A 13,897-nucleotide genomic window follows, 5' to 3' on the forward strand; every position below is an offset into this window, starting at 1 on the left:
GCTAAATGGTTTTATTCCTGTCTCTGCGTTTGCGGATCCTTCTTCGAATAAGCGTATCGCATAAAATCAGCGCCGCTCCTACCGCAATATCGGTAAATGCCACAAAGATGGCATTAAACGGATAACCACCCATCCTCGAAATATAATACACCGTAAAGCCCAAAATCCCAAGCATACTGACCGTAAATGCCATGCTTTTTTTAAATAAAAGCGCAAAACCTGCCGCAATAACAGTCAGCGCTGCGGCTGTCCCTAAAATGAGAAGATTATGATCCTTCTCGATATTCGTTGGAAACAGCAGCCTATTCGGATAAAGATATGAAAAATACCAATCCTCGCCCGGTAGATGGTTAAAAGCTGCTTTAAATACTTTCGGGCCGACCTGCTCCATCGGAAGATTCGAATACAGCTTTCCGCCCGGCGCGTGAAGCTGTATTTCCAGCTCCACCTTCGGCTCACCCTCCCAAAACTCGGCAGGCGTAAGATAATAAAGATGTGAATAGATGGGATTGATAACGCCTTTCTCATATATTCCGCCGTCCTCTTCGTACCGCACGACCATGTTTTTCTTCTCATGCGGCCCAAAGCTGAGCGGGATTCGCGTCCCAATGGTTTGATTACGGTCTGATCCGTGACTTCCGATTCGAAGCGCTTTGCCGCTTAACGGATCCGTCACTGTGTTTTTGAACGTTGCATGCCAATTCACAGGCTTGCCTTCGGGAGCCGGACTCGTCTCGATCTGCTTGTCCCCATCCGATACGGTTATTACATCAGTGTAGGGCGTCAGAAATAAAACATCAACTTCCTTATCCGTATCGGAGTTATTGTAAAGCTCATACTGAACGTTAATTTCCGCATGGCTTTGATGACGGTCATTGCTATTATCGATGCTAAAAACAATCTTCTCGCGAACCAAGCTGATTTCAGAATTTTCATCCAGCTGCAGGAGGCCATGGCCTTTTGCCGGTTCATACAATGGGCCTCCGTTAGCATTAGCCGCTGTCGGCAGGAGCAGAATTATCAGAACCGCTGCTGTAAGGACTCGCCTAATCATGAGCGTAATAACCAAGCCTCCTTATTTTGCTTCTTTTATTTGTTCCACGGCAGCTTTTATCGTATCAATGACGACTCTCGGCTCTGACAATTGAGGAAAATGCCCGCTTTTTTCTGCGATAATATGTTTGCTGAATCTTGATAACGAAAGCAAATCCAATTGATTTTCCAATCGTATTTTACGAACTTCCTCTGGCATCATACGATTTTCTTTTCCGCCTGTAACCACGTATAAAGGGATTTCCGGAAAACGGCCTGTTTGATGAATTTGGTCCACCGTTCTTTTTACAAAATTAACTTCGTTGTATTGTTTATGGGAAGACAAGGAATCAAATAGGGTGAACAGCTTGTTGATCGTTTTTACCACCTTGCCTTGATATTGATCAAGGTTTATATCTTTCGGATGGCTTGATTCTAAAAAGACAATGCCTGCTGCCTCGTTTGGGTAAAGCCGGGCATATAAATTTGCATATAATCCCCCTAAGGAATGGCCAACCAGCAAGAAAGGAGGTTCGAATCCCGCTTTGGTCAATGCCTCCCGTAAGGTTTCGACAATCGTTATTCCATCTTGGGGTTCTTTCGGCCGATCACTGCCTGCAACACCAAAACGATTATAAGAAAATACAGATGACGATTCCGAAATTTCCGGCAATATTTTCATCCAGCCTTCGATTGGACCCGAACCGCCGTTAATCAAAACGATATTCGGTTTACCGTTTCCGCTCCTATTATATTGCAGCTTCCCTTTTGAAGTTTCCATTTTAGCTTTCTCTATCGGCAATGTACTGCACCTCACTTTTTTGATTGCAACCACCTTATTGATACGCCCTTACTAAAAGCAGGTTACATTTACCATTTTAATATCATTTTTTAGTTAAATATTATTCATTTTGAATAACTTTATTCGAAAAACCTCTTTATTTTCTGATATAATATTCGAAAAGCGTACTATTAGAAATCGGAGGCTATTATATGGCGTTTAGCACGGTACTGTACAAACTGAAAGGGCTCTATAAATTCGGGAAGCCCGCTCCAAGGCTGCGCGGAAAAGTGTTCGTCAATAAACTCGGAGCCATCCAGGTAGGTAAAAACCTATCCATTGTAGGTCATCCATGGGCAGTCCAAATCACCAGCACCAAGGGTGCGAACTTAACATTCGGGGACAACGTATACGTGAATGCAGGCGTGGGAATTGCGGCTAACAAAGAAATCGTTATTGGAGATAACGTTAAGATTGGCCCAAGAACGAGTATTTTCGATAGTAATTACCACCGTATGGATTCAAGCGATAAAGGTGAGCTCAGCAAAAGAATAACCATTGGGAATAACGTTTGGATCGGAGCGGATTGCACTATTCTTCCAGGCGTCACCATTGGAGATAATTCCGTTATCGCGGCCAAGAGTACCGTGAATAAAAATGTTCCTAACAATGTGCTGGCCGGCGGAAGCCCTGCAAAAGTCATTCGCGAACTGGAAATCGAAGATGGCTGGGTCAGAAGTTAAAAATAAGAAAGCCTGCCTTAACTTGCAAACTTCCAGGGCGATGGTACCTTTCATTTCGAACAAGGAACAGGCTTGGAGCTGTAATCCAATAAAAAGAACGGCCCTGCTTGGTCGATTATCGACGGCGGGTCCGTTCTTTTTAAGTTAGCTTGTTTGCTTATCAGCCGCGATTAGAGCAATCCAGTATGCATGCCGTTAATTTTTTCTCCACGTATCCTTCAGCGGTACTATACGGTTAAATACCATCTTCTTCTCCGTCGTATGCTTCCGGTCAACGCAAAAATAACCATGACGCAAAAATTGGCATTTATCCTCCGGCTTTTGATTTTTCATGCCCGGTTCGATCATGCAGTCTGTTAAGGCGATGAACGATGCAGGGTTATAGGCGCTTTCCCAGGTAAATCCTTCATCCGCAGGTGATACAGGATCAAGCAGCAGACGGTCGTACAAGTGCACCTCTGCTTGCATTGCATGCGCTGCGGACACCCAATGAATGGTCCCTTTCACCTTGCGTCCGGTAAATCCCGTTCCGCTTTTCGTTTCCGGGTCATACGTGCAGCGCAGCTCAACGACGTTGCCTGAATCGTTATCCCTAATGACTTCCTCGCATTTGATGAAATAAGCGCCGATAAGCCGAACCTCCGTGCCTGGCGTTAAGCGATGGAAGCCTTTGGAGGGCTGCTCCATAAAATCATCCCGTTCAATGTAAAGGGTTCCGGAAAAAGGGACTTCCCGTTTGCCCAGCTTCTCATTCTCGCTGTTGTTATCTATCCTAAGCAGCTCCGTTTGGCCTTCCGGATAATTGGTAATGACCACCTTTAGCGGATGCAGCACGGCCATGGCACCCTTGACCTTCGCTTTCAAATCCTGTCTCGCCGCATGCTCCAGCATGGCAATGTCAACCGAATTCTGGGCTCTAATCATCCCAATCTCGCTAATAAAGCTTCGAATGCTCTCCGGCGTAAAGCCTCTTCTTCTAAGCCCGCGGATCGTCGGCAGTCTCGGATCGTCCCAGCCATCTACAAGCCCTTCCTCCACCAGCTGCCTTAAATATCGTTTGCTCGTTACTGCGCCGGTTATATTCAGCCTTCCGAACTCCCTTTGCCTTGGCGGCTCCGCAAACGCCAGCTCATGCAATACCCATTCGTACAAAGGACGATGGTCTTTAAACTCAATGGAGCATAACGAGTACGTGATGCCCTCGATGGCATCTTGAATCGGGTGGGCAAAATCATACATCGGATAAATGCACCATTGATTTCCCGTCCGGTAATGCTCCGAATGGATAATGCGATAGATGACGGGATCCCGCAGGTTCATATTCGGAGCGCTCATATTAATTTTCGCCCGAAGCACCTTGGAGGACGTCCCATACTCACCGTTCTTCATGTTTGCAAACAACTGCAGGTTTTCTTCCATGGTACGGTTACGGTACGGGCTGTCCTTGCCTGGCTCCGTAAGCGTCCCCCGGTACTCCGTCACCTCTTCCGGCGATAAATCGCAAACATAAGCTTTCCCTTTCTTAATTAACGTAACGGCAGCGTTATATATGGCATCCGAATAGTCCGAGCCATAATAAATATGGCGTCCCGGGCTATAGCCTAACCATTCGATATCTTCAATAATGGCATTCACATATTCGATATCCTCCTTTAAAGGATTCGTGTCGTCAAAACGCAGATGGAAGCTCCCCTTATACTTTTGCGCGATGGTATAGTTGGTGTGAATCGCATAGGCGCTGCCAATGTGAAGGTATCCGTTCGGCTCCGGCGGAAAACGAGTACAGATTTCACGAGAGAAGACTCCCGCTTGAATATCCTCTTTTATGATTTTGTCCAAAAAATGGTCAGCCGTTGGTTCCATATCATGACTCATAGTTAAACCTCCATAGTTAGGTTAATATTCGTCTTTAAAGCTGTTGTTTACCTGCGAAAATAAAAAAAATCCCACCCCCAAGACTTCGCGTCTTGGGGACGAAATTTTTCGCGGTACCACCCCAGATTCATTAATATGTCGCCATATTAACCTCTTCAAGTACGGCACCTATGGATGCTTATACTCTAGCTCTATAACAGGAGCTCCTGTCACAGCATCCCCTTGTCCAGGTTCCGATGTGATGCTCAGAGACTTGTTTCGATAAGTTTTTCCTTGCCCCTTTTCAGCTGCCGGGGTTCTCTGTGAAGGAATCCGCTTATTTACTCTTCTCGTCATCGCCTTTTTTATATTGCATATAGGTTAACAAATCCTTTCGCATACTGCAAATGGTTATTCATCCAAAGTGCAGCGAAGGAAACTGCTTGCATTTTATGCCTCCTATTCGCAGTCGGTGACGACAGTGAAGCTTTTTTTGGAAAATGCGGCTAACGTCAGCTTTATAGATTTAGGATTTTAATCCTTCGTGATCTTGTTGAAAGCTTGTACATACTGTTCGTATTTGACCTGCCATATGTCTTTACGGGATTCGATCATCCTGCCATCCAGAAGCGCCTCGATGACATCCAAGCAAACGTCCCAACCTGCGATATCCCTTGGCGTGTGATCCGTAACTTTCGTAAGCTTCTCCGTCAATACCAAGCGGCAGCCGCCCGGCCCGGGATATAATTCAAAGCGAACACGGTCCTCGCCCCATGTATATTCAAGCACTTCATGCAGCTTAAGCTCCAAAATCTGAAGCTCCTCGAATGTTCCGTTCTGCATATCGAACTTAATGACTCCGCCTTCACGCAGGTCGTCGACGCTAAGCTCAGAAAACCATTTTGCAAGCTTATCGTTATCCGTAAGCCATGCCCATACCTTCTCGACAGAATGCTTCAAATGACGTTCAAAACGAACCTCATAACCATTTTCAACCGTTTGTATAACCGCCAGCATATTATCCCTCATCATCGAGTACCCACTCCAAATCATCCAGCTTGTTCGACCAAAATGTCCGATAGGGCGTCAGCCAATCCTGTATTTCCTCTAACGGCTTCGCATTAAGACGGTACAAATGCTTCTGCGCTTCTTTTCGCACGGTAACGAGTCCTGCTTCGCGCAATATGCGCAAATGCTTCGAAACGCCGGGCTGGCTCAGCGACGATATCGTTACAAGCTCCCCAACGGAGCGCTCCTGCTCACGCAAGTAATCCAGAATTGTTCTCCGATGAGGTTCAGCCAGCACTTCAAATAGTTTGTTGTTTTTCATGCGGCTATATTACCATTTGGTTATATTACTGCAAAGTTATATAGAGGTATGATGCAACGGATTCGTTCATGTTTATCTATGAAATATAGAAATATAGATAACAACCATTTTAGAAAACGTTGTTTTTATCGCTATAAGATCACATTTGCTCTTACAGCCACCTTTTTCGCATGGATAGCATGCTTTACGGCAACTTAAGAACCTATAGGTTCTTACAGCCACCAGTAAACGTTACTTTGGACGCTGTAAGAACACATTTGCGCTTACGACCACCTTTTGCGCATAAATAGCACGCTTTACGGCAACTTAAGAACCTATAGGTTCTTACAGCCACCAGTAAACGTTACTTTAGACGCTGTAAGAACACATTTGCGCTTACGACCACCTTTTGCGCATAAATAGCACGCTTTACGGCAACTTAAGAACCTATAGGTTCTTACAGCCACCAGCAAACGTTCCTTTGGACGCTGTAAGAACACATTTGCGCTTATTACCACCTTTTTCGTTTAGGCTCCTTTGCAAACAAAAAAGCCACAGCCTCAGGATTGCTCCCTTGGCTGCCGCTTTTACGGCTATTTCCTATTTATTTAGCGTTATAAAACGCTTCTAGCTCGTTGACTACCGCAGCAAGCGATCCGTCTACGCGAGTCTGGCGCTGCTCTTTGTTAAATAACGACGCGATTTGTTCAGGGAATTGCTGCTCGATACCGCAAAGCTCGATTGCTTCATTGAACTTTGCCGGATGCGCCGTTGCGAGCGATACCGTGATTTCCTTGTCAGAGCTGTATTTGTCAGCCGCAGCCACGCCGCAAGCCGAATGCGGATCGAGCAGATAGCCGTTTTCCGCTTCGTATTTTTTAATGGTGCTCAAGCACTCTTGGCCTTGCACGCCATGCGCGCCGAATTCCGCCTGCACCTTGTTCAGCGCTTCGCCGGAGATGACGATTTGTCCCTCCGCCTTGAACTGGTCCATCAGCGTGCGGATTTGCGCGGCATCCTCGCCAAGCACGTAATACAAGTAACGCTCAAAGTTGCTTGCCACTTGAATGTCCATCGACGGGCTGTACGTGCTGCGGAAATCGCCCGGCTTGTACACACCCTCCAAGATAAAGCGCTCCAAAATATTGTTCTCGTTTGTAGCCAGAATCAGCTTGCCGACAGGAAGGCCCATACGCTTCGCCAAGTAGCCCGCAAAAATATCGCCGAAGTTGCCGGTTGGCACGCTGAAGTTTACTTGCTTCGCATCCGTTTGCTTCGCGACCTGGAAGTAAGCGTAGAAATAATATACGGTCTGTGCCAAAATCCGCACGAAATTGATGGAATTAATCGCAGCCAAATGGTTGCTCGCTTTGAAGTCGAGATCAGCGAACAGATCCTTGATCATGCGCTGGCAATCGTCAAAGTTGCCGTCTACCGATAGATTCAGCACGTTATCTTCCTGAACCGTCGTCATTTGAAGCTCCTGCACTTTACTTACTTTGCCATGCGGATGCAGGATGCAAATTTTAATGCCGTTCTTGCCTTTAACGCCCTCGATTGCCGAAGCGCCCGTATCGCCGGAGGTTGCTCCGAGAATATGGATTTTTTTGTTTTGCTTGGCTGCCACGTACGTATACAATTGACCCATGAATTGCAGGGCAATGTCTTTAAACGCAAAGGTTGGGCCGTGGAAAAGCTCCAGCAAATACAGATCATCCTTCAATTTGCGCACCGGCGTTACTTCCGGATCACGGAAGGTCGAATAGCTCGCGTACACCATATCTTTAAGATCCTGCTCTGGAATTTCTCCGTTCGTATAATACGAGAAAATGGCAAGCACAAGCTCTTGATAGCTAAGCTCCTGCCACTCCTTTAAGGTTGCTGCCGAAATAACCGGAATTTCATTCGGAACAAGCAGGCCTCCATCGTTGCCCAAGCCCATCATAAACGCATCGATAAAACCTATCTTGCCGACATTTCCTCTTGTACTGATGTACTCCATTTGTAAATAGCCTCCTACATGCGCGCAATTATCGCCCTATTTCGTTATTTAAATCATATCATCGTTTTCCATAATAATCGATTCTTTTCACAAGTATATCATTTTTATTCCCATAAAATAAACGAAAGGCATCCTAAACTTAAGGATGCCTTTCATAATCAACCTTATTTCATAAAGCTAGCCACAATCGCCGCAATTTCGCCGCGCGTAATCTTTTCTTTTGGCCGCAGGGTGCCGTCCTCGTAGCCTTTAATGAAACCGGTCTCCGTCAAAGCTGATATAGCTTCCTTCGCCCAGTCCGAAACGCCCGCTTCATCCGTAAAGACCGGCTTGTTCGCATCGACCGGCGTTACCAGCCGTTCCTTAAGCGCCCTGTACAAAATAACAAAAGCTTCCTCTCTCGTCATCTCTTGGTTCGGCTTAAAGCTGCCGTCCTCGAAGCCGGTTACGATTCCCGCTTCGGATAAGCCCTTCACGTATTTGCTGTACCAGGCCGCAGATGAGATATCCTCAAAGCCGGCGTCGCCTTCTTCGGTATTCAAATCGAGCAATCTGTACATGACCGCCATGAATTCCGCTCTGCTCATCTGTTTGTCAGGCTTGAAGCTGCCATCCGGGAAGCCTCCCAGTATGCTTTGCTCCGCAAGCTTATTGATGGAAGCAGCCGCCCAGTGCCCGGCCGTATCCGAGAAGCTCGGCTGCGGCTCTGTGCTTGGGCTTGGTGTCGGACTTGTCGATGGACTTGGTGTTGGCGTTGGCGTTGGCGTCGGCGTCGTCTCTCCGCCAGTCGCTGCCTTCTTCTCCACCGTCACGGTCGCTACGGAGATAAACCCGCCGTCCGCCGTCGTCGCGGTGATAACAGCCGTACCTTCCGTCACGCCCGTAATAACGCCTGCCCCGTTCACGGAAGCGACTCTCTCCTGCGTGCTCGACCAAAGGACTGCCTTATTGGCCGCATCCAGCGGAGCGACTGCCGCCGTTAGCTGCACCTGCTCCCCTTGTTTTAGCGTAACTGATTGCTTATCCAAGGTTACGCCCGTTACGCGGATGTCGGTATTCGGCTGCTCAACTGCAGGAACGTTAGCCAGCAACTGCTCGTATTCGGATTGCGTGACCGGAATGACGGTGCCGTGCCGCGGGCTTGCCGGCAGCTCGTAGCTGGCGGACAACCTCCATTCACCCGAGTCCAAATCCGTCGTCTCGAACGGCACATACCCTCTGCCTCCGAACTCATCGATGAACATATACCATTTCTCTTCCGTATTCGACTTGAACACGGTTGGGCCTTCGCCGCGGCTGATCGCGCCTTTGCCTACGCCTTCTTTGATCACATTAAACGCCGGGTCAAAGATCGAGCTTCCCGACTCCTGCAAAATAAATTTCCCATTTGGCGTCTCCGCCGAATTATTGCGTTCATCCTTCGTGAAGCGGTAAACCTTGCCCGCATGCTTAAGCATCGTGGTATCGATAATGGAATAACCGTAATCCATATACACTTCAGGCTCCGTAAAGGTGTAAAAATCCCTTGTCTTCGCATACATGATGCGCTGATAGCTGCTGCCGTTATGGTTCTCGTCTTCGAACAGCCTTGAAGCCCAGAATACGACATATTCTCCGGTCGAATCATCATAGATGATTTCCGGCGCCCATGTATTGCCGGCCTCCTTAGGAGATACCTCAGCCATGCGCTGCTCAGACCAATTCACAAGGTCATGAGACTCCCATACCATGATCGAACGGCTGCCGCTCGTCTGTGCCGCGTTCCAGTCGCCGCTTCCGTTCATTTTCAAATCCGTTGCGATTAAATAGAACTTATCTCCCTCGAGGGAGCGGATGATGAACGGATCGCGGACGCCCTTGTCGCCTAATCCTGAGTTCAGGACAGGCTTGCCCTCGTTCATCTCCTGCCAGTGGAGCGGATCATTGCCCTCGCTTAACGCGAAATAAACCTGTTCGCCGTTCGCGGTGCCTTCACCCGTAAAGTAACTGAACATATACCCTGCATAAGCCTCGTCCTTCGGAAGTTCCTTTACGTTTGCCGCAAAGGCCTTCGTCAGCGTAACGCCGTTTTTCGAAACGGCGGCCGTCAACTTGACCGTCGTGCCTCCGCTGCCATGAGCCGGCCGTTTCACCTCGCCCGTTGTCGTGATGACGGAAGGCTTCTCCGAGGTCCATGTAATGGCCGTTCCATTCTTTCCTGCCGTCGGCAGCGTTAGATTGCCCCGTACATCATGGACGTTATAAATCATCAAGGCTGCCGCATCCTTCGCAACCGCTTCGCCAGCATCCAGCTGCTTCAGCACCGTAAAGGCAAAGGTTCTTGCCGCTGTCGACTTCCCATCCGTCACGATGGCTGTCAGCACAACGGCTTCATTTTGCGCATCCGATGCGGGTCTTGTAACCTTGCCTGCCGTGCTGATAAACGCCTCGTTCGCCGATTGCCACGTAATCGTCGTACCATTAGCACCCTGCGCCGGCAAAATCAGGTCTGTCTGAACAGCGTCTTTGCTTGCATTATCGCCAAGAAAATTCGCCGCTTCCAATTGATCGGCCGCATGCTCTACGAGCAGCCCTTCCAGGCTTGCCGCTTTTAGATTCGCCGCTTCCATCAACCCGCTCACTTCGGAAGCCAGCAATGCGCCGTCATAGATTTGGAAATCCGCAACCATTCCGCCAAAGTAAGGATCGCCCGCATAAAAGGATTTTCCGATATATCCGCTTGCGCCTGCAGCTTTTTTGATTTGTTCGAGCGTAAAACCCCCAGCCGTGCTGGACGATACCACCTCACCGTCGATATAAAGCGTCAGCTTGCCGTCCGTTCCGGACATGACCGCTGTGACAAGCTTCCAATTGCCGGACTGCAGCGCCGGCGCTTTGGTCGATGCTTCATTGCGCCAGCCATTGGTGGCGATTCCGACGCGCGACGTGCTGTCAGCATTATATTTAGGCGTCATGTACAAATAATGGGTATCATTTTGCCCAAGCGCGAACAGCCATTCCGCTCCGTTCTTGCCGTTCCAATTAACGAGCGCCGACACGGTAACATCCGTCAAGCCCTCCAAAATGCCCTGCGGCATTTCGATATAGGAGCTTGTGCTGCCTCCCTCGAAGCTGATTGCTCCCGCCGTATCGGACTTAAGCCACTCCGCGTTCTCCGGATTTACCCATATGCCGTCATGTTGGCCTGTCTTGTCCTTTACCGCCGCGCCGTCCACATCGCTCATATCATAATGCACGATCAGCTCCGACTCGGAGGATGGGGGCGGGTCTACTACGCCGCCTGTGCTTTCCGTAATCATAATCCAGCTGATTTGCGGGTCGGAGCTGGATGCGCCTGCGTTTACCGAGCGATGTACCGTCAGCTCCAGCTTCCCGTCATCAACGGCTACATTGCCATAGCTCATTACATCGCTTGCAGCCGTGAAGACGTAGCCGCTTGTCTTGACCGTCCCGTTCAAAATAATGTCGGCGATTCGCTGCCCGTTGGAATATTGGGACCATGGATCATATAGACCGACATATACATCGTAATTTCCGTTATCCATATCAAACCGGTACGATAAATCATCGCCGGAATTACCCTTCAAATAGCGCAGGGACGTGAAAATATCACCGCTGCTCGTTCCCGATGCCAGCGTATTATCTCCGACATAACCCCAGCTTTGGTTGTTCGCAGGGTCGTATTTCTGATCGATTGTCTCTCCGTTTAGTACGTTTTCCTCACCCATCAAGGCTATGATGTCCTTATAATCGGCTGTCTCCGCACCGCCCGCATGGACGAAATAAGCGCTGCCTTCCGGAATGACGTACATTTGATGCTCTACTTTTTTATTCGACAGCTCTGTCAGCGTCCCGCTGATCCGCACCGTGCCCGGCTTCTGGAAGGCCGCGGCGTTTAGGTTCCATGCAATCGGCGTATCCTTGCTCGTTCCGTCCGACAAGGTCACGTTAACGTTGCCGGGAAACGTTGGCGCTATCCCGATTGTTGTGCTGGCGGGAAGCGTTGTATTCACCGTGACCTTCCCCATGCCGTCTAATACATCAAGCGACCATTCATCCTGCCAGCGGAGCGCAATCTCGTCATTTTGGCCAAACTCGATCGGCAGCCAAATGTAACGGGAATTCGCCAAATCATTCTGGTTCCAGCGATCGCCCATATAAATGAACTTCCCTGCAGCCGCATCGACCGGAATAACCTGCGTGCTCTGCGAGCCAAAGGTCGTGGAGCTGCCCGGCGCAACATCGCGCATCGCCTTCCACGGTCCCATAATATTGTCCGCAACCGTATATTTGCCCACGTTCGGAGCCCAGCCGGTCGCGCCGGATGTAATCATGTAGTATTTGCCTTGATATTTGAACAAAGCAGGCGCTTCGCGCTGGGCAAGCGGAAATACGCGAACATAATCCACGCCGTGAACTGCCTTGTAATCCGTATCGCGCTCTTCGTTGCCGTCTTTGTGCCAGCCCACGACATCGGTGTAGGAATCATTGAGCTTGGAGATATAGATCGTCAGGTTTTCCTCGCTCGAATATACCAAGTATGCCGTTCCGTCATCATCCTTGAACAAGGTCATATCGCGGGCCATGCCCGGTTGATTCGGCTGACCGTCATCGGTAGCGCCCGCCGGAGCGCGGTCCATGCGATGGCTCTCCTGATAGACAAATGGCCCGAGCGGCGAATCGCTGAGCGCGTAACCCGCTTCAGCCTTCGCATAGTTGGCTGTTGACGTCGCGCTTGGGCCGTCCGTATGCATCCACATCACGTATTTTTTTGTCTTATCGTTATAAATGACCTTCGGCCGCTCAATAATCCGGTCCGTGCCGATATCGTTCAAAATATCCGCCTGATCCGTTCTGCCTTCATACAGCTCGGAAATGAGCGGATCGTTAATGAAATCATCCGCCGATTCAATCGCGGTCAGCGCAAGTCCTTTGTCTTCCCAGTTGTACAAATCCTTCGAGACATAGACGCGCACGCCTCTGGCCGGTAAATAACCGTTTGTTTTATCCTCTCCGTACCAGTAATAAGTCTGCGTTTCCTCATCGTACATCATGCCGGCGCCATGTGCCTGAATAACTGCGCCGTTCGTATCCCGCCACACCGAGCCAGGCGTGAACGAATCGTACGGCTCGTTAACCGCAAGCTCCGATATCGCCTTCTTTAAAGCAGCGATAGCCGCGATGATCTGCTCCTGCACCGCGGGCTCCGTGATCTCGGCGCTGCCGCCCGAAAGCGTCTGTTTCAGCGTTTTGCTCTCTTGAATGACACGGTTCAGCTCGGCAAGGCTGTATGGCGTGTAATCCGTATTTGACGCTTCTGCTTCCGCAGCCGCGATTTGAATGTCCAAATCAGAGAGCGGAACGGTAATGTTCTGCCTAATGATCAAATAGCTCACCAGCGGATCATTATGGTTAATGAGCGCGGCGGCTGCCGGCCCTTGAATGCGCACATTCAGCTTTCCGTCCGTTACGCTGATCTTCCGGTAGGTGACGGCCATCTCCGCCCCGTCGCCGCCGATCGCGAAATCGCCGCCCGATACGTTGTTTCCTTCCAGAAGCAGATTAACGCTTCGTCCGCTCCACGGATTTTTGAAGCCGAACGTCACGTCATATTCACCGAGCGGAAGCTCGAAGTCGTAGGCCAGAGCCTTATCTCTCACTTGTGTTCCGTTGTAATATCTCAATGAGCCCGATTTTGTCGAGGCATCGCTTACGCTTGTCGCGCTTGTTGTCGTGACTAAGCCCCATGCTTTGGATGTAACCGGATCAACGCCGTACACCTTTTCTGTTACGGAGCTGTAGAGACCGAGCTTATCCGAGCCCTCAGCAGTTGCCGGAGTCGGGTCCCCTGCATTTACGAAATAAAGAATGTAGTCGTTATCCTTCAGCTCCTGCTCCGTGAACTCGGCTGCCGTTGTTCCCTGTCCTTCGCTCGCTGCATATGCGGGCGCCAATGAGGTCAGAAAGGACGCGAACATCGAGACGCACAGCGCCAAAGACAACCATTTCTTCTGTTTAAACAATCGTATTCCTCCTTCAAGCATGTTGATCGCTCATTCTGAATGCGCTTACAACTAGGATGGCAGAACGTCAACACGAATGATATCGAAGATGGCCTCCCTGTTCAACTGAACAATATAAACGGCAATGAACTCCATTCATACCCTCATATTTCA

General features: G+C 49.4%; 8 protein-coding genes and 1 other annotated feature. Of the genes, 1 reads left to right on the top strand and 7 read right to left on the bottom strand.

Annotated features, from left to right (window positions below; translation table 11 throughout):
- Window position 1 precedes the first annotated feature (1 nt).
- Together ACN6MW_RS08395 and ACN6MW_RS08400 are read right to left on the bottom strand one after the other, a co-directional pair.
- Window positions 2–1,069 (bottom strand): hypothetical protein, encoded by a 1,068-nt coding sequence (locus tag ACN6MW_RS08395; RefSeq protein ID WP_419875062.1) that lies wholly within the window; start codon window positions 1,067–1,069, stop codon window positions 2–4.
- A 6-nt stretch (window positions 1,070–1,075) separates the two neighbouring features.
- Entirely contained in the window at window positions 1,076–1,714 is a 639-nt protein-coding gene (locus tag ACN6MW_RS08400) for an alpha/beta fold hydrolase (protein WP_419875063.1), read from the bottom strand.
- Between the two features lie 311 nt (window positions 1,715–2,025).
- Between ACN6MW_RS08400 and ACN6MW_RS08405 the strand changes: the two genes are divergently transcribed.
- The gene (locus ACN6MW_RS08405) at window positions 2,026–2,556 is read left to right on the top strand and encodes an acyltransferase (protein ID WP_419875064.1); all 531 of its coding nucleotides are present in this window, start codon (window positions 2,026–2,028) and stop codon (window positions 2,554–2,556) included.
- 195 nt (window positions 2,557–2,751) lie between these two features.
- On the opposite strand, the gene ACN6MW_RS08410 is transcribed toward ACN6MW_RS08405, so the two are convergent.
- The 5 genes from ACN6MW_RS08410 to ACN6MW_RS08430 form a co-directional block, all read right to left on the bottom strand.
- Entirely contained in the window at window positions 2,752–4,431 is a 1,680-nt protein-coding gene (locus ACN6MW_RS08410; RefSeq protein ID WP_419875065.1) for a glutamine--tRNA ligase/YqeY domain fusion protein, read from the bottom strand.
- A gap of 91 nt (window positions 4,432–4,522) precedes the next feature.
- Window positions 4,523–4,776: a binding site (T-box leader), on the bottom strand.
- 168 nt (window positions 4,777–4,944) lie between these two features.
- Window positions 4,945–5,427 (bottom strand): SRPBCC family protein, encoded by a 483-nt coding sequence (locus ACN6MW_RS08415; RefSeq protein WP_419876303.1) that lies wholly within the window; start codon window positions 5,425–5,427, stop codon window positions 4,945–4,947.
- Window position 5,428: 1 nt separating this feature from the next.
- On the bottom strand, window positions 5,429–5,740 hold the full coding sequence (locus ACN6MW_RS08420; protein WP_419875066.1) for an ArsR/SmtB family transcription factor: 312 nt from the start codon (window positions 5,738–5,740) through the stop codon (window positions 5,429–5,431).
- A 583-nt stretch (window positions 5,741–6,323) separates the two neighbouring features.
- Window positions 6,324–7,721 (bottom strand): threonine synthase, encoded by a 1,398-nt coding sequence (gene thrC, locus ACN6MW_RS08425; RefSeq protein ID WP_419875067.1) that lies wholly within the window; start codon window positions 7,719–7,721, stop codon window positions 6,324–6,326.
- A 164-nt stretch (window positions 7,722–7,885) separates the two neighbouring features.
- On the bottom strand, window positions 7,886–13,744 hold the full coding sequence (locus tag ACN6MW_RS08430) for an immunoglobulin-like domain-containing protein (RefSeq protein ID WP_419875068.1): 5,859 nt from the start codon (window positions 13,742–13,744) through the stop codon (window positions 7,886–7,888).
- Window positions 13,745–13,897: the final 153 nt, after the last annotated feature.

The sequence above is a fragment of the Pristimantibacillus sp. PTI5 genome (genome assembly GCF_048572955.1).
In the GTDB taxonomy this organism is placed as follows: domain Bacteria; phylum Bacillota; class Bacilli; order Paenibacillales; family Paenibacillaceae; genus Pristimantibacillus.